Source organism: Microbacterium mangrovi (genome assembly GCF_000802305.1).
Classification (GTDB): Bacteria; Actinomycetota; Actinomycetes; order Actinomycetales; family Microbacteriaceae; genus Microbacterium; species Microbacterium mangrovi.
Genome location: NZ_JTDK01000017.1, coordinates 65,898 through 85,329, shown reverse-complemented (window position 1 = coordinate 85,329; position 19,432 = coordinate 65,898). Strand labels below are relative to the sequence as shown.

General features: G+C 68.2%; 22 protein-coding genes. 15 read left to right on the top strand and 7 right to left on the bottom strand.

Going from position 1 to position 19,432, the window contains the following annotated elements; translation table 11 throughout:
- Window positions 1-125: 125 nt before the first annotated feature.
- Window positions 126-398 (bottom strand): hypothetical protein, encoded by a 273-nt coding sequence (locus LK09_RS17000; protein WP_156138870.1) that lies wholly within the window; start codon window positions 396-398, stop codon window positions 126-128.
- Between the two features lie 415 nt (window positions 399-813).
- Here LK09_RS17000 and LK09_RS16995 point away from each other — a divergent pair, with 415 nt between their 5' ends.
- Window positions 814-2,415, top strand: coding sequence for an APC family permease (locus tag LK09_RS16995; RefSeq protein ID WP_052226931.1), 1,602 nt, complete (start codon window positions 814-816; stop codon window positions 2,413-2,415).
- 525 nt (window positions 2,416-2,940) lie between these two features.
- Here the strand turns inward: LK09_RS16995 and LK09_RS16990 are convergent.
- The 3 genes from LK09_RS16990 to LK09_RS16980 are packed head-to-tail and all read right to left on the bottom strand — an operon-like array spanning window position 2,941 to window position 6,018.
- A complete protein-coding gene (locus LK09_RS16990) occupies window positions 2,941-3,696 on the bottom strand; it encodes an anti-sigma factor (RefSeq protein ID WP_039402248.1) in 756 nt (251 codons plus the stop codon).
- The gene (gene sigK / locus LK09_RS16985) at window positions 3,693-4,295 is read right to left on the bottom strand and encodes an ECF RNA polymerase sigma factor SigK (protein WP_197061091.1); all 603 of its coding nucleotides are present in this window, start codon (window positions 4,293-4,295) and stop codon (window positions 3,693-3,695) included. The genes LK09_RS16990 and sigK overlap by 4 nt, the downstream gene beginning before the upstream one ends.
- Window position 4,296: 1 nt before the next feature.
- Window positions 4,297-6,018 carry a cytochrome c biogenesis protein CcdA gene (locus tag LK09_RS16980; protein ID WP_039402244.1) on the bottom strand — a complete coding sequence of 574 codons (1,722 nt, stop codon included), beginning with the start codon at window positions 6,016-6,018 and terminating at the stop codon, window positions 4,297-4,299.
- Between the two features lie 186 nt (window positions 6,019-6,204).
- Here LK09_RS16980 and LK09_RS16975 point away from each other — a divergent pair, with 186 nt between their 5' ends.
- Complete coding sequence (locus tag LK09_RS16975) at window positions 6,205-6,855, top strand: fasciclin domain-containing protein (RefSeq protein WP_039402242.1); 651 nt, start codon at window positions 6,205-6,207, stop codon at window positions 6,853-6,855.
- A gap of 104 nt (window positions 6,856-6,959) precedes the next feature.
- Here LK09_RS16975 and LK09_RS16970 read toward each other — a convergent pair whose 3' ends face one another.
- Window positions 6,960-7,184, bottom strand: coding sequence for a hypothetical protein (locus LK09_RS16970; RefSeq protein ID WP_039402240.1), 225 nt, complete (start codon window positions 7,182-7,184; stop codon window positions 6,960-6,962).
- 98 nt (window positions 7,185-7,282) lie between these two features.
- Window positions 7,283-7,504 (bottom strand): hypothetical protein, encoded by a 222-nt coding sequence (locus LK09_RS16965; protein WP_156138869.1) that lies wholly within the window; start codon window positions 7,502-7,504, stop codon window positions 7,283-7,285.
- 797 nt (window positions 7,505-8,301) lie between these two features.
- Between LK09_RS16965 and LK09_RS16955 the strand changes: the two genes are divergently transcribed.
- The 7 genes from LK09_RS16955 to LK09_RS21615 all read left to right on the top strand — a co-directional run bounded on the left by LK09_RS16955 (window position 8,302) and on the right by LK09_RS21615 (window position 12,768).
- The gene (locus tag LK09_RS16955; RefSeq protein WP_039402233.1) at window positions 8,302-8,499 is read left to right on the top strand and encodes a hypothetical protein; all 198 of its coding nucleotides are present in this window, start codon (window positions 8,302-8,304) and stop codon (window positions 8,497-8,499) included.
- 89 nt (window positions 8,500-8,588) lie between these two features.
- A complete protein-coding gene (locus tag LK09_RS16950; protein ID WP_197061095.1) occupies window positions 8,589-9,491 on the top strand; it encodes a glutaminase in 903 nt (300 codons plus the stop codon).
- Between the two features lie 214 nt (window positions 9,492-9,705).
- Window positions 9,706-10,035, top strand: a complete 330-nt coding sequence (locus LK09_RS16945; RefSeq protein WP_156138868.1) for an SdpI family protein — start codon at window positions 9,706-9,708, stop codon at window positions 10,033-10,035.
- Between the two features lie 82 nt (window positions 10,036-10,117).
- Window positions 10,118-10,543, top strand: a complete 426-nt coding sequence (locus LK09_RS21205; protein WP_197061090.1) for a DUF1648 domain-containing protein — start codon at window positions 10,118-10,120, stop codon at window positions 10,541-10,543.
- Between the two features lie 58 nt (window positions 10,544-10,601).
- The gene (locus LK09_RS21840; RefSeq protein WP_039402226.1) at window positions 10,602-11,255 is read left to right on the top strand and encodes a hypothetical protein; all 654 of its coding nucleotides are present in this window, start codon (window positions 10,602-10,604) and stop codon (window positions 11,253-11,255) included.
- Entirely contained in the window at window positions 11,255-11,824 is a 570-nt protein-coding gene (locus tag LK09_RS21200; RefSeq protein WP_197061089.1) for an SdpA family antimicrobial peptide system protein, read from the top strand. The genes LK09_RS21840 and LK09_RS21200 overlap by 1 nt, the downstream gene beginning before the upstream one ends.
- A 5-nt stretch (window positions 11,825-11,829) precedes the next feature.
- Window positions 11,830-12,768 (top strand): sporulation-delaying protein SdpB family protein, encoded by a 939-nt coding sequence (locus LK09_RS21615; protein WP_156138867.1) that lies wholly within the window; start codon window positions 11,830-11,832, stop codon window positions 12,766-12,768.
- 61 nt (window positions 12,769-12,829) lie between these two features.
- Here the strand turns inward: LK09_RS21615 and LK09_RS16925 are convergent, their stop codons facing one another.
- The gene (locus tag LK09_RS16925; protein ID WP_039402219.1) at window positions 12,830-13,912 is read right to left on the bottom strand and encodes a DNA glycosylase AlkZ-like family protein; all 1,083 of its coding nucleotides are present in this window, start codon (window positions 13,910-13,912) and stop codon (window positions 12,830-12,832) included.
- Between the two features lie 229 nt (window positions 13,913-14,141).
- Between LK09_RS16925 and purL the strand changes: the two genes are divergently transcribed.
- From purL to LK09_RS16900, 6 genes are all read left to right on the top strand, one after another.
- A complete protein-coding gene (gene purL / locus LK09_RS16920) occupies window positions 14,142-16,457 on the top strand; it encodes a phosphoribosylformylglycinamidine synthase subunit PurL (RefSeq protein ID WP_039402216.1) in 2,316 nt (771 codons plus the stop codon).
- Between the two features lie 2 nt (window positions 16,458-16,459).
- Window positions 16,460-16,594, top strand: coding sequence for a hypothetical protein (locus LK09_RS22155; protein WP_269430944.1), 135 nt, complete (start codon window positions 16,460-16,462; stop codon window positions 16,592-16,594).
- A gap of 42 nt (window positions 16,595-16,636) precedes the next feature.
- Window positions 16,637-17,560: a hypothetical protein gene (locus LK09_RS16915; protein WP_231563121.1), complete on the top strand. Its 924-nt coding sequence runs from the start codon at window positions 16,637-16,639 to the stop codon at window positions 17,558-17,560.
- Window positions 17,561-17,726: 166 nt separating this feature from the next.
- Window positions 17,727-18,317, top strand: coding sequence for a sulfite oxidase-like oxidoreductase (locus tag LK09_RS16910; RefSeq protein ID WP_039402213.1), 591 nt, complete (start codon window positions 17,727-17,729; stop codon window positions 18,315-18,317).
- Entirely contained in the window at window positions 18,314-19,081 is a 768-nt protein-coding gene (locus tag LK09_RS16905) for a ferredoxin reductase (protein WP_039402210.1), read from the top strand. The genes LK09_RS16910 and LK09_RS16905 overlap by 4 nt, the downstream gene beginning before the upstream one ends.
- Complete coding sequence (locus LK09_RS16900) at window positions 19,081-19,353, top strand: DUF6510 family protein (RefSeq protein WP_039402207.1); 273 nt, start codon at window positions 19,081-19,083, stop codon at window positions 19,351-19,353. Before LK09_RS16905 ends, LK09_RS16900 begins: the two co-directional genes overlap by 1 nt.
- Window positions 19,354-19,432 lie beyond the last annotated feature (79 nt).

Sequence of the window (19,432 nt, the reverse complement as noted above, 5' to 3'; positions counted from 1 at the left end):
TGAGTGGTGAAATCGCCGAATTGAGTAGTGCCGGGCAATTTCCGTGCAGCGCCCCGATCCCCGGCCGGAGCTGGTCACCGCCTATGAGTAATTAGCCACGGCGCCTTCGAACCACCCCGTCGCGCTCACGGCCGAGCTGGGTGGCCGCGGCGCCGAGCGATCCGGATCGCCAAGGCGATCACAACACCGGCGAGCCCAGCGACGAGCGTCGGCGCAAAAAGTCCGCCCCCCGAGGAGGCCGTGATCGCGTCACCGCTGACGTCAACCCTGATCAGGAGCGGAAATGACACCGCCACCTGACGATCGACGGCGAGGGCGAACGTCGAAGCGACGGCAACGGCCGTCGCAAGAGTTCCGACGATGATCCCTGCCACGAGTCCGATGAGCGCCGTGAGCATCCAGCTCCAGACGGCCGCCGATCGCCCGGCATCCCCCGCAGACGCTACCGGCGACATGCGGCCCTCACTCCGTGCCCGCTCGCCTTCACCCGGTCAAGAGCGACTCCCATGTCAGACTCCAATCTCGACGACGCTGGTCTGCGCGCCCAGCGTTCCACGGGCCGGCATCCCTGACCCTCTGATCGCGCGGATTGAGTGCTGATCTCTGCGAATTGAGTACTCGACGCCGCGGACCGTGCAGAGCACCTCGCGCCGCCGCATCCTGGACTCTGAGAGCACACTCAGAGGGCATCCGCCGCGGGCGCATAGGGTCTTTTGAGGGTGTTGCGCAGTCGTCCCGGATTCCCGCCCGGAACTCGACAGCGCCGCCCGAAGCCGCACGACGGCGCTGCGAGTTGAGGAAGTAGAGAGTCTCATGAGTGTGAAGTACGACCAGGGTGCGTCGGATCCGGCGACCCGAACGCTGGACTCGGTCACCGGGATCAGTAAGAAGGGACTCCCCACCGGAACGGTCGGTGTGCTCGGCGCACTCGTGATCGGCATCTCGACGTGCGCGCCCGCGTACACGCTGACGGCGGCGATCGGTCCCGCCGCGAGCGAGGTCGGCTATCAGACCCCGGCGATCTTCCTCATGGGATTCATCCCCATGCTTCTCGTGGCCCTCGGCTACCGCGCGCTCAACTCGGCCATGCCCGACTCGGGCACGTCGTTCACGTGGGCGACGCGCGCATTCGGACCCTGGATCGGCTGGATGGCCGGGTGGGGCCTGATCGCGGCGACCGTGCTCGTGCTCTCGAACCTGGCCGGCATCGCCGTCGAGTTCCTCTTCCAGTCGATCAGCATCGTCGTGGGCGACCCGTCGATCGCCGACATCGCGGACAACAAGTTCGTCAACATCCTGGTCTGCCTCGGATTCATGGCGCTCGCGACGTTCATCTCGTACCGCGGCATGACGTCGACGAAGATCTTCCAGTACATCACGGTCATCTTCCAGATGGCCGTCATGGTCTGGTTCGTCATCGCGATGTTCATCGGCGCGGCCAACCCGGCCAACCCCGAGGGCCAGATGCCCCAGCTCAGCTGGTTCAACCCCTTCGAGGTGTCCAGCTTCAGCGCGTTCGCCGCAGGAATCGCCGTGTCGATCTTCGTCTACTGGGGCTGGGACACCGTGCTCACCATGGGCGAAGAGACCAAGCCCTCCAAGGGCCGCCTCTCGACCGAGAGCAAGGCGGCGATGATCCTGGTCGCGATCCTCGTGGTCCTCTACGTGGCGACCGCCACCGCGACGGTCGCGTACGCCGGACTCGGCGACGGACCCACCGGCCTCGGCAACCCCGCCATCATCGAGAACGTGTTCGCGGCGCTCGCGAACCCCGTGATGGGCCCGGCGGCGATCCTGCTCTCCGTCGCGATCCTCGTCAGCGCGATGGCATCCATCAACTCCACCGCGATCTCGCCCGCGCGCACGCTGCTCGCCATGTCGCACTACGGCGCGCTGCCGCCGGCGATCAAGAAGGTGCACCCGAAGTACAAGTCGCCGCACGTCGCGCTGCTGCTCTCGTCGATCGTCGCCTCGGTGTTCTACGCCGTCATGCGCTTCATCAGCGAAGACGTGCTGTGGGACACGATCACCGCGCTCGGCATGATGGTGTGCTTCTACTACGGCATCACGGCGCTCGCGAGCCCGTGGTACTTCCGCAAGGCGGCGATCCGCGAGGGCGTCGGCTCGGTCATCTCGAAGATCGTCCTCCCCGCCCTCGGCGGCATCCTGCTGCTCGTCGTCTTCGTCAAGACCACGATCGACGCCATGGATCCGTCCGCGGGTTCGGGCAGCAACATCGGCGGAGTGGGCCTCGTGGGCATCATCGGCGTGACCGTGCTCGGGATCGGCGTGATCCTCATGTTCATCCAGGCCAAGGTGTCCCCCGCGTTCTTCCGCGGGGGGCGACTGGCCAAGGCGGATGCCACGAACGACACCTCGGTGCTGCAGGTGTTCGACGACGGCCTGAGCGGCTGACGCGGTCGGGGCGCGCACGGCGCCGCGCGACCCACGTTCGCTGACTCGTCACGATCCGCAGGCGCGCACGCACATCGTGACGAGTCAGCGCGCCGCCCACTTGCTCACTCGTCACGAACCGCACTCCCCCGCGCACATCGTGACGAGTCAGCGCGCCGCGCGACCCAACCCCGCTGACTCGTCACGATCCGCAGGCGCGCACGCCTTTCGTGACGAGTCAGCGCCGCCGACCTCCCTCGCTCGTCACGAACCGCACTCCGCCACGCACATCGTGACGAGTCAGCGCGCCGCCCACTTGCTCACTCGTCACGATCCGCAGGCGCGCACGCATTTCGTGACGAGTCAGCGCGCCGCGCGACCCACGTTCGCTGACTCGTCACGATCCGCAGGCGCGCACGCACTCCGCGACGAGTCAGCGCCGCCCACCTTGCTCACCCGTCACGATGCGCACTCCCCGGCGCACATCGTGACGAGTCAGAGACGGTCGGGGGGTGCTGCCTTGCCGGCGACGCGGCCCGGATCCGCCTACGCGGTCGGGATGGCGACGATCGGCGGCGAGGTGGGTTTGCCCGTCGGGGACCCGCCCGCCTGCTCGACGGTGACCGCGATGGTGTCGCCGGCGTGCATCTTGCCGTCGAGGGAGGACGTGGCATCCCCGTCGGATGCGTGGAAGGTTCCCGCCGAGACGGGGGTCCCGCCGCGCACGAACCACATCTCGTAGACCTTGTCGGTGGCGATGGGCGCGAGGTTGTCGGACACGAGCACGGCCTTGCCGAGCGAGCCCGACCAGTGCGCGGTGGCCGTCCCGCCGCCGGCCACCGGGGCCGTCGCGCTCTGCGCATCGGGCTGCTTCTCGATCTGCTGCAGGGCATAGTTCGATGCGGGGGTGGCGAGCTGCCGGGCGATGAAGAAGCCGCTGACCCCGAGTCCGAGAACGAGCACGATGGATGCCGCGAGCGCGAACCAGCCGCGGGGTCCGAGTCCGCGACGACCCGGGGCATCCTTCCGCTCCACAGCGGGGGATGCGGCATCCGGGCTCGGCGCGGCCGCCCCCGGCTGCTCCCCCGCGATCGCGGCGAGCAGCGCGTCGCGGGCGGATGCCGGCGGCGCGACCTCGGGGGCGGCATCCGCGAGGGCCGCGGCGGTGGCGGCATCCTGATCGGCGATCGCCTGCCGGCCGGGGTCCGCGGCGAGCGCTTCGGTGAAGCGGCGCTCGTCGTCCGGCGAGAGGGCGTGCAGGGCGTGGCCGGCCGCGAGCTCCTCGAACTCCTGCTCGTTCATGCCGTCACCCCCAGTTCTGTGCGCAGGCGGGTCAGGCCGTCGCGCATCCGTGTCTTGATCGTTCCGAGCGGCGTTCCGGTGAGCGCCGCGATCTCGCTCTGACTGTAACCGCCGTAGTAGGCGAGGGTCAGAGCCTCCCGCTGGGCGTCGGGGATGCGCCGCAGCGCGTCGACGACCCGTTGTCCTTCGATTTTCAGTTCCACCTGCTCGGCGACGCCGTCGTGGGCGACGTCGAGGTCGCGGATGCCGACGCGGACGTCACGGTCGGTGCTCGCCTGCGAGGATCGCACGCGGTCGATCGCCCGCCGGTGAGCGATCGTCAGAATCCACGTTCTCCCCTGCCCTCTATTCGGAGCGAAGCGCGCGGCGGACTGCCACACTTCGAGGAACACCTCCTGCAGCACCTCCTCGCTCTGCGATCGATCGACGAGCACGCGCAGGAGGAGGCCGAAGACGCGCGGCGACAGCGTGTCGTAGAGGGCGGCGAACGCGCCCTGGTCGCCGCCGGCGATACGCACCAGCAGCTCGCCGACGTGGTCCACGGGTTCAGGATCGACGTCGGGCACCTCGAAGCCGTCGATCACCATGTCGACAAGCATGTCACCCGTACGTGAAGGAGTAGGCCTGCACGCCGAGGGTTGACGTGACGTCGATGGTGTGCTGGCCGGCGGACACCCCGGATGCGATGACGTGGGCGTCCGGCCTGCCCGCCACGCTGATGACCTTCGGGGCTCCGCCGTCCAGCCGCACGGTCACGGTGCCGTGGCCGCCGAGCACCATCTCGACGCGGGAGGCGTGGAACCGCAGCCGGATGTGCGCATCCGGTGCGGCGGGCGTCGCACTCTGCGCGGCGAGGGTCCACCGGCCGGAGAGCGCGAACGTGTCATCCGCCTGGCGGCTGGGCAGGGCGAACGTGCTGGTGCCCTGACGGTAGGCCGCAGGGCCGGCGAAGTTCACGTCCTTCGCGTAGCCGAGGTACGTCTCGCGCGTGGTCGACCCCGCGGTGGGCGTGTCGTCGGCGACCTCGGTGGATGCCGGCAGCGTCACCCCGGGGTGCGCCTGGGTCAGCAGCCGGCGGATGAGCTTCTCGGTGGCGGCGTAGTCGCCCTCCCCGAACACGATCTGCCGCACGACGCCCTTCGCGTCGATGAGGTAGTGCGCCGGCCAGTACCGGTTGCGGTAGGTGGTCCAGGTGGAGAGGTTGTTGTCGAGGCCGACGGGGTAGGTGATGCCGAAGCCGCGGGCGCCAGCGGCGACGTTCGCGGCATCCTTCTCGAACGCGTACTCGGGCGAGTGGATGCCGATGACGTCGAGGCCCGCGGCGCGGTACGCCCGGTCCCACGCGACCACGTGCGGGATGCTGCGCCGGCAGTTGATGCACGAGTACGCCCAGAAGTCGACGAGCACCACTCTGCCTTTGAGGGCCGCGAGCTGCACGGGCGCTCCGTTCGGGGTGTTCAGCCATCCGGTGATGCCGGTGAAGGCAGGGGCGGTTCCGCAAGACTGCAGCGTGGGCGAGCCGTTGGTGCACTTGGACAGGTCTTTGTTGGCGTTGGTGACGAGGCCGCCGAGGTTCAGTGCCTTCTGGGCGTTCGGATTGTCGGTGAGGTTCTGCTGCAGTTGGGCGGTGTAGTCGGGCACGAGCTGCTGCACGGCCTGCGGCACGTTGAAGGTGAGGCCGACGGCGAGCGCGAGCATCGCGATGCCGGCCGTGATGCGCAGGCCGCGCTCGTGGGTGCGGAAGGCGCGGATGCGTTCGACGAGTCCGCGTCCGGCGAGCGCGAAGATCAGCAGCGGCACGGCGACGCCGATCGCGAACGAGACCGTGAGCAGTACGGTGTCGGCCCCGATGCGGCCGGTGGATCCGGCGACGATGATCGCGGCCAGCACTGGTCCTGCACAGGGGACGAACACGGCGCCGAGCGCGAAGCCGACGCCGAGTCCGCTCCCCCGGTTCGGTACTTCGCTGCGGCGGGCGAGGCGCTGGAACGGGCGCTCGAGCAGCCGTTCGACGCGCGGCACGAGCAGGCCGATGCCGATGAGCACGAGCACGCCGATGCCCACCCAGCGGATGATGTCCTGCGGCAGGTGCAGCAGGCCCAGCAGCAGGGAGCCGACGAGGGTCACGAGGGTGAAGCTCGTGACGAGGCCGAGGATCACCAGGTAGGGGCGCCAGCGGGATGCCGGAGCCGGCCCGTCGGTGCCGTCGAAGCGCGCGGACTGGGCGCCGCCGGTGAGGAAGATCACCGGCAGCACGGGCAGGATGCACGGCGAGATGCCGGTGATGAGACCGCCGAGCAGTCCGATGACGACCAGTTCCATGGAGTCCCCTCGAGTTCGTGGGTTGTTCGGCCCGGAGGCCGGAACGGATTGGTTCGAGGAGGACCCGCGGCCGGTTTCGAATCCGGCCAATCCGATCGACGGGTGGTGCCGAAGACCCCGTGAACGTCGCTTCGGGCGACGCATCCACAGCGGAGTCTCGGACTCCTCGATCCGGAGGTACACAACATGCTCGGCAAGAAGATGTCCGTCACGGCGGGCGCCCTGGTGGTCGCTGCGGCCTTCGCACTCAGCGGCTGTTCGATGAGCGGTGCGGCTTCGTCGCAGCCGACGAAGTCCATGGAGCCGAAGGCGGCATCCCCGATGGCCACGGCGGATCCCGCCGCGAACCTCGTCGGTCCCGGTTGCGCGGGGTACGCGGCGAAGGTCCCGTCGGGGGCTGGTTCGATCCAGGGGATGTCTCAGGACCCTGTGGCGGTCGCGGCATCCAACAATCCGATGCTGACCACCCTGGTGAGTGCGGTCAGCGGCAAGCTCAACCCGAAGGTCAACCTCGTCGACACGCTCGACGGCAGCCAGTTCACCGTGTTCGCGCCGGTGGACGACGCGTTCAAGAAGGTGCCGGCCGCCACGATCGCCAGCCTCAAGAAGGACGGCACCACGCTGACGAAGGTGCTCACGTACCACGTGGTTCCCGGCCAGATCGAGCCGAGCAGCATCGCCGGCACGCACAAGACCGTCGAGGGATCGACGCTCACCGTCACCGGCAGCGGCGACAACCTGATGGTCAACGGCGCCAAGGTCGTCTGCGGCGGCGTGCAAACCGCCAACGCCACCGTCTACCTGATCGACTCGGTGCTGCTGCCGCCGGCGAAGTAGGCGACCCGAGGGGGCGGGTTCTGGGGGCGCACAGCCGCCGGCTTTGACGGAAGCCGGCGGCTGTGTCGTGTTCGGCGGTCGGGCGCGGCCCTGGGATGCCGCGCCTAACGACGACGGTCCGGGTCTATCCGCTGCCAGATCAACGGTGCGCTCAGCGCAAGGGAGACGGCGACGAAGCCCAGGGTGAGCGGCGCGCCGATGTCGGAGAGCTCCTGGCCCGCAGACGTGTCGGGGCCGACGATGAAGCTGGCGACGAGGATGCCGGCAGAGCAGACCGTCCCGATGCAGGTGAGCAGGAGGGCTGCTTTGTGCAGGGAATGGAGTCGCATGACGTCGTCCTTTCGTGCGAAGGGTGCTTGCCGTCGCATCCAGGCCTCGGGTCTGAGATGACGCATCGGGTCAGTCGGGTCTGAGATGACGCATCGGGTCAGTCGGGTCGGTTCTCACGCGCCGCCCGCTTGACGGCTCGACGACGCTGGCCGATCAGGACGATCGCGCCACCCACCGTGGCGAGGACGTTGACCGCGAGGTTGACGCCACCCGCGAAACCTCCCGCGCGCATGACGGAGATCGACGCGATCGAGCCGACCACCGCGAGCGTGATCAAGACCCAGCCGAGGACGATGAGAGGCTCCCGGATCTTCATCATGCGCGGCATCCCCTGATCTACTGGGCCGGTTGGGTGGGTGTCGACGTCCTCGCCGGCGTCGTGAAGTCACGGTAGGCGGCGAGCGCACCGGGCAACGCGCTGCAGGGGGAATTGAGTATCAGCGGGCCTGATTTGAGTGGCGCAGCCACAGAGGTGAGTGGCTGGAACCGGTTCCGTGAGTGGTCCTCGCCGATCGTCGTGCAGCGCGGTCGCGCTCGTTACAGGTGCTCCCGCCTTGGCCCGCACGGAAATCCCGACCAGGCACTCAAGACTGCTCCCATCCCTACTCAATCTGCCCGTTCGGGCGTCGTCGTCGTCCACCGATCCATAACGTGTCGAGGGCCGATGCGCTCGCGCTGACACCGTTCGATGAAGACGGCGTCGAACCATGGCACGGACCGTGAAGGAGTAGGTGACGAACGATGGAGTCAAGGGACAGCCGTCAGAAGTGGCCCCGTGAACGGATCGTGTTCACCGTCGGTGCCGGAGTTCTGCTTGCGGTGGGACTACTCGTCCTCATGCCCATCGCGGTCAGGACCGGTCACCCCGGGGCGTGGTTTCTGCTTCAGATGGCGATCCTCAGTCTGTGGACGGCCTGGCATGTAGAGGCGCGTCGCCGCAGACGACGGACCCGCTGAAACTCCTCGCTACGCGGAGTCGGCGAAGCCTCTCTACACTGGTCCTGTGAAGATCGGGATGGTGCTGGACGCGATGCGCGGCACGAATTGGAAGGTCTGCCCGACCGCCCCGTGATCCTCCTGTCCTCCTTCGCCCGATCCGGGAGAGGAGGTGGATGCATGGACGATCAGACTCCGCAGGCCGGTGATCTCATCACCGCGACCGTCACGAAGCCGGTCCCGTTCGGCGTTCTCGTGGAGTATGCCGGGTGGCCAGGGCTCGCGCGGGGCGTGAAAGCAACGCTCGGAGCCGAGCTGAACTTGCGCGTGCTCGAGTTCGACGCCGCTCAGCAGCGGTTCTCGGCTGAACTCGCGTGACCCTGAGGGTGCGGGCAGGCGGATGATCCGGCTGCCCGCATCCTCGTGTGAAGGAGCAGGCCGACCGACGATAATCGCTCTCTGTGGACATGAATCGTGTGCTCGCTGAGGTCGCCGACGAAGTCGCGGGACACATCGGAGAAGGCAGGGTCGCCAACTACATCCCGGCGCTGGCATCCGTTGATCCTCGGCAGTTCGGCATCGCGGTCGCTCTGCCGGACGGCACCAGTTACGGCGTCGGTGACTGGCTGACGCCGTTCTCGATGCAGAGCATCTCCAAGCTCTTCACCCTGTCTCTGGCGTTGGCGTCGGACAACTCCGTATGGTCTCGCGTCGGCCGCGAGCCATCGGGAAGCGCCTTCAATTCGCTCGTCCAGCTCGAGTACGAGAACGGGCTGCCGCGCAACCCGTTCATCAATGCCGGGGCGCTGGTCGTCACCGACCATCTCGCCGGACACGTCGGGGATGCGGCGGATGCCGTTCTGCAGTTCCTCCGGACGGAATCCGGCAACGCCGTGATCGAGTTCGACCAGGCGGTCGTCGAATCCGAGGCATCCCACTCGCAACGAAATCTTGCCCTCGCGCACTTCCTGGCCTCGTACGGGAATCTGCACGGTGATCCGCACAACATCGTCGACCAGTACATCCGGCACTGCGCCATCGCGATCAGCTGCCGGGATCTCGCGCTCGCAGGGCTCTTCCTCGCCTGCCATGGCGCGCTTCGCGACGGCTCGCAGGGGCCGTCCGCTCGCCAGACGAAGCGCATCAATGCCGTCATGCTGACGTGCGGCACGTACGACGCCGCGGGCGAATTCGCCTACCGCGTCGGCCTTCCGGGCAAGAGCGGCGTCGGGGGCGGCATCCTCGCGATCTGTCCCGGGCGGTGCTCCATCGCGGTGTGGGGACCCGGCCTGGATGAGCGTGGCAACTCGGTGGCGGGCGTTGCGGCGCTGGATGCGTTTACAACGAAGACGGGCTGGTCTGTGTTCTAGGGGTTACGGCCGACAGGTGGGGCGGCCGAGGTGTGATGCTCGGCTCAGCCCGGCGACCGGTTCGAGGCGACCCTATTCAGCCCGGCGCGGCGACGTGCACGCGCATAAACGCCGGCCCACGACTTTGGGCGATGTCTACTCAATATCGCGTTTGCAGTACTCAATTTCGCGCTTTGGGAGATTCGGGCGTGACCGAGCCTCGTAGCGTCGGCGTGTGCTCGGAACGATGATGTTAGCCGCTCTGATCGTGGTCATCACGATCGTCGTAGTGCTCTGCGCGGTGGGGAGGATTCAGCGGAATCCGCTCGTGGGTATCCGCGTCGCAACCTTCTTCGCATCGGAGGAAGCGTGGAAAGTTGGGCATCGTGCCGCGATCATCCCCCTCGTCGTCGCAGCCGTCCTGAGCTTCGGAGTGGTCGCCCTCGTCTCGTCCTTCGCCGAGGTCGGAGATATCGCGGGCACCCTGATCAACTGTGGTCTTCTTCTGGCCAGCGTGATTTGGGGGGCGGTGCGGGGATCCCATGCAATCCGACGACAGCTCTGACGCCCGCATTCCGTCGCGACCCGGGAACCGACGGGTTGCAGGGGGCCTCATTGTCACCGCCGTCTTGTCCTGGGCGCCGGCGGTGTCTGTACTCGTCTCGTTCTTCACATGGCCTCACAAACCGTCACGGATCGCCGTCCACTGGAACAGTTCGGGACTCGCTGACAGTTGGGCGTCGCCTTCCATCGCGGTCTTGATACCGGTCGCGTTCGGCGCGACGCTCGGGCTGCTCTGCACACTCGTCATCGGCTTGAACCATGACGACATTCCGCGATGGAAAGGTGCCCTCGGCTTTGCAGCGGCGGGGTGGTTCCTGGGAACGATCGCGTGGATCTGGTTTCCGATGATGTCGGCTGCCCGCGCGCCCGGGCAGGCTGCGGAAGATATCGCCGTGGTGCTCGGAGCAGGTGTCCTCTACGGCCTGGTTCTCGGGTTCCCCGTGGCCCTGCCGCGATACGTCGCGCCGAGGATCCCCCCGGGATCCAGTCAGGAGGAGCCCGACAACTAGACCTCTTGAGAACTACGCCACCTCGCTCGACCGACCGAAGAAGAACGGAACGACTTCCATGCACACATCTATCGCCGCGCTCATCACCGCTGGTGCGCTCGCCAGCTCCTCGCTCACGGCAGCGCCATCGCAGCCGCAGGATTCCGGAGCGGACTCCGCGTCTCAGGTGGTGGCCGCTGCGGACTCGCCGCAGCCGCAGGATCCCAAATACAGCGATGCCGACATCGTCGAGTTCTTCTTGTTCGGACGCGGTCCGGCAGCGGACGACCGGCCGGACCTGATCGAGTCGCTAGGGATCGTCGTGCAGCCGGAGCCAAATGCATCGACCGTGTCAGGCATCGTTCGAACGTTGACCACTGCCGATCCCAGCTTCCATGAACGTGTCACAGCTCAGCTTCAAGCTCGAGACCCCTACAAGGCGGAGGCCGGCATGAAGGCCTTCGCGTCCGATCTGCGGGGCATCACTGCCACGGCGTCGGCGTCCACTGGGCCGAGGCGCCTGCTCACGAGCAAAGCTGTGAGCTCGGGCTGGGCCGTCGGCCAGAACTACATCGCGCTGTACAACACCGCCGTCGTCAGCGTTGGGTTTGCCGTTTCCGTCGCCCTCGTTGCCAGCATCGCAGGCGTCGTACTCGCGTTCTACGAGCGTCCCGACGACACGAGCGACCTCAGGCAGCAGCAGTACGCTCAGGCACTCGCCGGGGCGCTGTAGTGGGCACGCGAGCGCGATCCAGGACGCCCGGCGAACCAGCATTTTGGATCGCGCTCGCCCTGATCCTCGTGTGGCTGGCTGGAACAGTCGCAGTCTCGTGGCCCACGAATGTCCTGACGGACCAGCGCGCGTCCGCCCGGACGATCCAACGCGATCTTTCGTTGCCCCTTTCACAGGCCTGGGCGTTCTTCACACGAAGTCCGCAAGCTGCAACTCTCGTCGCATACCGGCAGAACAGCGGCAACGTGTGGACACGCGCGGGCACCCTCCCCCAGAGCTCCGTTCGGAATGCCTTTGGCCTGAGCCGCAATCAGCGCGCACAGCCAACGGAACTCGCGATCCTCGCATCCGAAGTGCGCTTCACGACCTGCGACGACTACCTCAATGTGTGCCTCGGCCGTCCAGCCAAGGACCGGAGCAAGATCGCCAACCCGACGAACGGGAAGTACTTCTGTGGACCATTCCGCCTCGTTTCCGAGGTTCCCGCCAAATGGACCTACCGCCGCGAGGTCCCGAACCGAATCCGGGTAGTCGAGTACGCGGACATCAACGTCACCTGCAAAGGATGAACCCATTGTCCTTCACACCGCTCTCCGGCGCGCTACGAGCACTCGCACGGAATATCCCACGGTTCGACCCTCGCGCCGCAAACGTCCAGATCGGCCGCAGCCTGATCGCCCTGGCACAACTGCTGACGCTCGGCCTCACCAACTGGACAAACCTGACAGCAACCATCCTGGGGGTTTCACCCCACGCACATTGCGAGCCACCTAGACAATTCTCCACGTTCTGTCTCGGCCAGCAGGTGCCCACCGCCGCCGGTCAATGGGTAGGGATCGCCATCCTTCTGCTCGTCATGTCAGGGGTCTTTCCGCGATACATTTCGATACTTCACATCTGGGTGTCGATCTCGATGAATATCTCGCTGTCCCTGCCCGACGGGGGCGAAGCCGTCGCAGCCTTCGCCACGATCTTCATCGCCATCATCACGGCAGCCGACGCCCGGATCTGCGCATGGGTCCCACCATCCCGGACCCTTGCCCGCCCAGGACTACAGGCGATCGGGTACGCCGCCGCTCTCGCCCTGAATATCCAACTCGCAGGTCTCTATCTTGAGAGCGGCCTCTCGAAGATCGCCGTCCCGGAGTGGCTCGATGGGTCAGCGATGTACTTCATCCTCCGCGATCCGTACTTCGGTCCGTCCGGGTCCGTCGGCGACATCATGCGAACCGTCAGTGACACCGCTCCCGGCACCGCCATCCTCACCTGGGGAACGATCATCTTGGAGTGCGTAATCGGCGTCCTCCTCCTCAGCAGCTGGCACTGGAAGAAGTACGCACTCGCCCTGATCGTCACACTCCACCTCGGCATCGCAATCTGCCTCGGCCTCTGGTCATTCGCACTCGTCATGATGGGTACCGGGACCGTCGCGGCATACCGCCTGCGCTCCCGCCCGCACGCCACGCTCTCCGCGAACGCGCAGCCCCGTTCAACACCGGCCCCCGTGACGTGACCAGCCTGGATGCGCCGAGGGCAATCCCCCGCTTCCGGGAGTTCCCGTGGCTCGGAGACCGTCACGCCAGCCCGGTGACCGGCATCCCGAGCCACTCGCCCAGGTCGGCGATCTCGGCGCGCACCATCTCGTGCTCCTCCGGTTCCCACGGGAGAAGCTCGTGCACGGCGTTGACGCGCAGCACCTCCTGTTTGCGGTCGACCTCGGCATCCAGCATCCCGATGAACCGGTCGCCGAGCAGGACCGGATGCGCGAAGTATCCGTACACGCGCTGCGCCTTCGGCTTGAACTGCTCGAGCACGTACGTGAACTCGAAGAGGTCCTCGAGCCGTTTGCGGTCGAACAGCATGCTGTCGTAGGGGTTGAGGAACGCGACGCGTCCGCCCGGATCGTCGTCGAGCGCGGCGAGCGCCTCCGGATCGACGCGGAACTTCTGGCTGGTCCCCTCGACGACGGCCGCCTCGCCGGTGGTCTTGCCGACGCCGGTCCAGTACCAGTGGGGGCGGGCGATTCCGGATGCCTGCAGCCGCCGTTCCTGGAGCATCCGCTCAGCATCCTCGGCGGAGTACTCGGGGAGGTCCTGCGGGTAGACGCGCTCGGCGAGGTCCCACACGCGGTGGCGCCCCTCCCGCCGGACGACGGCGACCTCGCCCTGGCGGGACAGGAAGTCGAGCATCGTGAGCGTCTGGTTCGTGCCCGACCAGCCGTCGGGAGCGCGGGACACCTGCGCGGTGTCAGGGATGTCGGATGCCAGCAGCGGCCCGTCCGCTTTGAGCCGGGCGAGGACGTCGCTGCGGAACCTGGCGTTCGCGTCGAGCCACTGCCGGGAGCTCTCGCGCTTGGGCCACTCCCGCATGTCGGGGAGCATCAGCGGCAGCAGGCTGATCGGCCGGAACGCACCGTCGAACTCGAACAGCTGGCGGTCGTCTTCGGCGGCTTTCTTGAGTTGTCCGACCTCGTATGACCAGCCGATCCGCGACCAGAGGATGGTGTGCTCCGCGGGGGCGATCGTCGCGGTGGGGTCGATCTTGATGTACCCGAGCTGCTCGGCGACCTCGACGACGTCGCCAGGACGGGAGGCGTCGAGGAGCTGGGCACGCACCGCGACGCGGCGCGCCTGCTCGCGGGTGAGGGTGACGGGCATGGGTTGAGAATATTCCGGATGCTGCGCAATATTCGCAAGCGAGCACAGGGCAGGCGGGGATGTCTCACCTCGGTTGGATCGCGTCTTCAGCACGCAGTAGCGAGCGAAGATCGGCGAGGCGCCTTCGCCGGGTGCGCTATTCAGTCAGGGCGCCGGGGACCCCGGTAGACTTGCCCCTGTCCGGCATCCCCACCCCACATCCGCCTGGGGTCCTCATCCTGGAGCCCGCGTGACCACCACCGTCTCTGACACCGTCTCCCACGCCGCCGCAACGCCTGAGCGCGAGCAGCCCTACGCAGCCCTCGGCCTCAAGCCCGACGAGTACGAGCAGATCAAGACGATCCTCGGCCGCCGCCCCACCTCGGCCGAGCTCGCGATGTACAGCGTCATGTGGTCGGAGCACTGCTCGTACAAGAGCTCCAAGATCTACCTGCGCCGTTTCGGCGACAAGGTCACGCCCGAGATGCGCAAGAACCTCATGGTCGGCATGGGCCAGAACGCGGGCGTCGTCGACATCGGCGAGGGCTGGGCGGTCACCTTCAAGGTCGAGTCGCACAACCACCCCTCTTATATCGAGCCGTTCCAGGGCGCCGCGACCGGCGTCGGCGGAATCGTGCGCGACATCATCTCGATGGGCGCCCGCCCGGTCGCCGTGATGGACCAGCTGCGCTTCGGCGCGATCGACAACCCCGACACCGCCCGCGTGGTGCACGGCGTCGTCGGCGGAATCTCCTTCTACGGCAACTGCCTCGGCCTGCCGAACATCGGCGGCGAGACCGTGTTCGACGCGGTCTACCAGGGCAACCCGCTCGTCAACGCGCTCGCGGTGGGCGTGCTGCGCCACGAAGACCTCAAGCTCGCCAACGCGTCCGGAGCCGGCAACAAGGTCGTGCTGTTCGGCGCGCGTACCGGCGGCGACGGCATCGGCGGGGCATCCATCCTGGCATCCGACTCCTTCGACGACGGCGGCCCCACCAAGCGTCCGGCCGTGCAGGTCGGCGACCCGTTCGCCGAGAAGGTGCTCATCGAGTGCTGCCTCGAGCTGTACAAGGGCGAGCTGGTCGAAGCCATCCAGGACCTCGGTGCCGCCGGCATCTCGTGCGCCACCAGCGAGCTGGCCGCCAACGGCGGATCGGGCATGCGCGTCGACCTCGAGAACGTGCTGCTGCGCGACCCCACGCTCACGCCGGAGGAGATCCTCATGAGCGAGAGCCAGGAGCGCATGATGGCGATCGTCGCCCCCGAGAAGCTCGATGCCTTCTTCGAGGTCGTCAACAAGTGGGATGTCGAGACCAGCGTGCTCGGCGAGGTCACCGGCGACGGACGCCTGCAGATCTTCTGGCACGGCGAGCAGATCGTGGATGTCGACCCGTCCACCGTCGCGGTCGACGGCCCCGTCTACGAGCGCCCGGTCGCCTACCCGACCTGGATCGACGCCCTCCGCGACGACAGCGCCGACGCCCTCCCCCGCGCCACCGACGGCGACACGCTGCGCGAGCAGTTCACCAAGCTCGTCGCGAGCCCCAACCTCGCCGACACGTCGTGGATCACCAACCAGTACGACTACTACGTGCTCGGCAACACGGCCCTGTCGTTCCCCGACGACGCCGGCATGATCCGCGTCGACGAGCAGTCCGGCCTCGGCTTCGCGATCGCCACCGACGCGAACGGCCGCTACTGCCAGCTCGACCCGTACCAGGGCGCCCAGCTCGCCCTCGCCGAGGCCTACCGCAACGTCGCCGTCACCGGCGCGACGCCTGCGGCCGTCACCGACTGCCTCAACTTCGGCTCCCCGGAGAACCCCGAGGTCATGTGGCAGTTCGGCCAGGCCGTCGACGGCCTCGCCGACGCGTGCCTCGAACTCGGCATCCCCGTCACCGGCGGAAACGTCAGCTTCTACAACCAGACCGGCGACACCCCCATCCACCCCACCCCCGTCGTGGGCGTGATGGGCGTCATCGACGACGTCGCCCGCCGCATCCCCTCGGGCTGGCAGGATGCCGGCGAGAACCTCTACCTGCTCGGCGTCACCGCCACCGAGCTGTCGGGTTCGGCGTGGGCCGCGACGATCCACAACCACCTCGGCGGACGCCCGCCGGCCGTCGACCTCGCCGCCGAGAAGCGCCTCGCCGAGCTGCTGCGCGCGGCATCCGACCAGGGTCTTATCTCGTCGGCGCACGACCTCTCCGAGGGTGGCCTCGCCCAGTCCCTCGCCGACGCCGTGCTGCGCTTCGGCGTCGGCGCCCGCGTGTGGCTGTCCGAGCTCATCGAGCGCGACGGGGTGGATGCCGCCGCCGCGCTGTTCTCGGAGTCCACCGGCCGCGTGCTCGTCACCGTCCCCCGCGAAGAGGACGTCAAGTTCAAGGGCCTGTGCGAAGGCCGCGGCTACCCGGTGCTGCGCATCGGCGTCACCGACTCCGCGACCGACGGCGCCGAGCTCGAGGTGCAGGGATACTTCACCGTGCCGCTGAGCGAACTGCGCGCGGCATCCACCGCGACCCTGCCGGCCGCCTTCGGCCCCACCATCACCGAGCCGGAGGCCTGAGGATGCCCAACGACGACGACATGGACGAATTCGCCGCCGCCCGGCAGCGCCGCACCAAGGTCATCGCCTGGGTCGTGATCGTCGCGCTCATCGTCGCCGGTGGCGGCGCCGCGGTGCTCGCCCTGCTGTTCGGCTGAAAGTCCCGGTCCAGCGGGCCCGATCCGGCATAGGCTGAGCGGGTGGAGCCGTTCTTCGTGTTCGTCGGGAACTACTGGTGGCTCGTGTTCCCGCTCATGGGAGTGTTCGCCGCGGTCGGAAACCGCTACGAACGCTCCGCCCGTCGGCGCCATCAGCGACGCCTGGAGATGCTCCACGCCAAGGCCGAAGTGCGCGCCGCGCGGCGCGGCCAGGTGCTGCCGCCCTACGGCACCGCCGGGGTTCCGACCCAGGCGCCCGCAACGGCATCGGCCGCCACGGAGGTTCCGCAGAAGGTGCAGCTGCAGCGCCTGTTCGACGCCCACGACGAGATCACCCGGCGGTGGCTCGAGTACGAGCTGGATGTCGCCAAGCTCATCGAGTTCCCGGCGATGAGCGACGGACGCCAACCGCTCACGGCGGCGTTCCTGCGGGCACGGCACGCCGCAGACCGCGCCCGCCCGGCATCCGCCGACGCGAAGCTGACCGCCGAGGACTTCGCCGCCTACCGCACGGCCGTCACCGACTACGAGGTCGCGTTCGACGTCGCCGAGCGGGATGCCCGGCGCCTGAAAGACACCGGGTTCACGGATGTCGAACGCCACCGGCTCGACACGGCGAAGCAGCTGCTGAGCGTCGCCGTCGACCAGGCTGCCACGCCGGCGGAGCGGCAGCTCGCATACAAGCGGGTGCGGCGGGAGCTGGACGGGTTGATCGCGCTGTCAGATGACGCGATCGAGGTGCTCGAGACGAAGGTGTCGCTGGAGCTGCCGGCCGCGAGTTCGAGCGGGCGAGACACAGGCGGGCCGAGCCTGTCGAAGGCCGGTACGCCCGAGGCCGACGGTGCGGGTGGGGATGCCCTTCGACAAGCTCAGGGCGCACAACCGGGGGCTGAGGGTGCGCAGCCCGGCGCGCACCCGGAACCGCAGGCGATGCCGGCGCCGTGGCCGGTGCCGAAGAAGTCGTAGCGACCGGGGCGGCCCGGCTTCGAGCGGGCTGAGCCCGTCGAAGCCCGGTACCACCCGATCCCGGGGCGAGCGCTTCGTCTCGCCCGGCGGCTCGCTCAGCGACCGGGGGTGTGTCCGACGCAGGCATGTGACACAGTGGGCGTACGTGCCACGAGAGGAGTGCATCGTGTCGTTCGTCACTCGCGGGTTCACCGGTCGCCGTCGGGACCCCAACGAGAATCTGCCTCCCGGGCAGACCCTGGTCCATGACTTCCCCGTGCTGTCGGCGGGCCCCACTCCCGAGATCGACACCGCCGACTGGGAGCTGTTCATCCGAAGCGAGACCGGCATCCAGCGCTGGACGTGGGACGACCTGCAGGCGATGGATGCCGAAGACGTCACGGCCGACATCCACTGCGTCACGCACTGGTCGAAACTCGGCACGCGGTGGCGCGGCGTCCCCCTCGACGCCCTCTTCGCCGACGTGGAGAGCGTGCACGACTACGTGATGGTGCACAGCTACGGCGGGTACACCACGAACGTTCCGCTCGACGAGCTGCTCGACGGACAGGCGTGGGTCGCGTACGAGTTCGACGGCGAGCCGCTCGAACCCGAGCACGGCGGCCCGGCCCGCCTGATCGTGCCGCACCTGTACTTCTGGAAGAGCGCCAAGTGGGTGCGCGGCTTCGAGCTGATGCCCACGGACGCCCCCGGATTCTGGGAGCAGAACGGCTACCACCTGCACGGCGACCCGTGGCTGGAGGAGCGGTACTGGTGAGCACTCCGACGCGCACCGTGCCGGCATCCCGCGCCAGCTGGCATGCGGCCGAGATCACCGACACGCGCCCCGAGACCGGCTCCGCGGCACGCCTCACGCTGCAGGTCGACGGCTGGCCGGGCAACCTCCCCGGGCAGCACGTCGACGTGCGACTGACCGCGCCCGACGGGTACACCGCCACCCGGTCGTACTCGCTCGCGTCATCCGGCGACGGGGCATCCGTCGTGCTCGCCGTCGACCGGCTGCCTGACGGCGAGGTCTCGCCGTACCTCGTCGACGTCGCGCAGGTCGGCGACCGGGTCGAGGTGCGCGGACCCCTCGGCGGATACTTCGTGTGGCGGCCGCCGGCATCCGGCGCGGCGGTGCGGCCGGTGCAGCTGATCGCCGGCGGGTCCGGCGTCGTGCCGCTGTACTCGATCGTGCAGGCCCATGCGGATGCCGCCGATGCCACTCCGGTGCGGCTGCTGTACTCGGTGCGCACGCCCGACGACGTGTTCTTCGCGGACGAGTTGGATGCCGCCACCCGCGGGTCCGGACCCTTCGCCCTCGACCTCGTGTACACACGCCGGGCGCCGGCCGGTGCGACGCGTGCAGCGGGCCGCGTCACCCGCGAGGTGCTGCGGGCGGCCGTCATCCCGCCGGAGCAGAATCCGGTGATCTACGTGTGCGGATCCACCCGGTTCGTGGAGACCGTGGCATCCTGGCTGCTCGACGACGGGCACGACCGGCGGTCGATCCGCACCGAACGGTACGGAGGAACCTGATGCCCCACCTCGACGGAAACACCCTTGCCGGGCCCCTCGGCGACCTTCTGCGGTTCGACGTGACCACCGCCCGCGTGCGCTGCACGGGATGCGGGACGGTGGCCGAACTCGGGACGGCGCACCTCTACCGGTCGGATGCCGGCAGCGTCGCGCGCTGCCGCGACTGCGGGCACGTGCTCGTGACCCTGGTCGAAACCGACGACCGGACGTTCCTGAACTTCACCGGCACGATCGAGATCGTCCGGGACGCGGCGGGCTACGACGGTCCCTGAGCGAGGCGCGCAGCGCCGAGACGAAGGGTGCGCACCCACCGGGGCGAGCGCTTCGTCTCGCCTGGCGGCTCGCTCAGCG

Excerpts from the sequence above, each read along its gene's own strand:
- LK09_RS17000 (WP_156138870.1), bottom strand. The coding sequence starts at position 398 with ATGCTCACGGCGCTCATCGGACTCGTGGCAGGGATCATCGTCGGAACT.
- LK09_RS16995 (WP_052226931.1), top strand. The coding sequence starts at position 814 with ATGAGTGTGAAGTACGACCAGGGTGCGTCGGATCCGGCGACCCGAACG.
- LK09_RS16990 (WP_039402248.1), bottom strand. The coding sequence starts at position 3,696 with ATGAACGAGCAGGAGTTCGAGGAGCTCGCGGCCGGCCACGCCCTGCAC.
- sigK (WP_197061091.1), bottom strand. The coding sequence starts at position 4,295 with ATGCTTGTCGACATGGTGATCGACGGCTTCGAGGTGCCCGACGTCGAT.
- LK09_RS16980 (WP_039402244.1), bottom strand. The coding sequence starts at position 6,018 with ATGGAACTGGTCGTCATCGGACTGCTCGGCGGTCTCATCACCGGCATC.
- LK09_RS16975 (WP_039402242.1), top strand. The coding sequence starts at position 6,205 with ATGCTCGGCAAGAAGATGTCCGTCACGGCGGGCGCCCTGGTGGTCGCT.
- LK09_RS16970 (WP_039402240.1), bottom strand. The coding sequence starts at position 7,184 with ATGCGACTCCATTCCCTGCACAAAGCAGCCCTCCTGCTCACCTGCATC.
- LK09_RS16965 (WP_156138869.1), bottom strand. The coding sequence starts at position 7,504 with ATGATGAAGATCCGGGAGCCTCTCATCGTCCTCGGCTGGGTCTTGATC.
- LK09_RS16955 (WP_039402233.1), top strand. The coding sequence starts at position 8,302 with ATGGACGATCAGACTCCGCAGGCCGGTGATCTCATCACCGCGACCGTC.
- LK09_RS16950 (WP_197061095.1), top strand. The coding sequence starts at position 8,589 with ATGAATCGTGTGCTCGCTGAGGTCGCCGACGAAGTCGCGGGACACATC.
- LK09_RS21840 (WP_039402226.1), top strand. The coding sequence starts at position 10,602 with ATGCACACATCTATCGCCGCGCTCATCACCGCTGGTGCGCTCGCCAGC.
- LK09_RS16925 (WP_039402219.1), bottom strand. The coding sequence starts at position 13,912 with ATGCCCGTCACCCTCACCCGCGAGCAGGCGCGCCGCGTCGCGGTGCGT.
- LK09_RS22155 (WP_269430944.1), top strand. The coding sequence starts at position 16,460 with ATGCCCAACGACGACGACATGGACGAATTCGCCGCCGCCCGGCAGCGC.
- LK09_RS16900 (WP_039402207.1), top strand. The coding sequence starts at position 19,081 with ATGCCCCACCTCGACGGAAACACCCTTGCCGGGCCCCTCGGCGACCTT.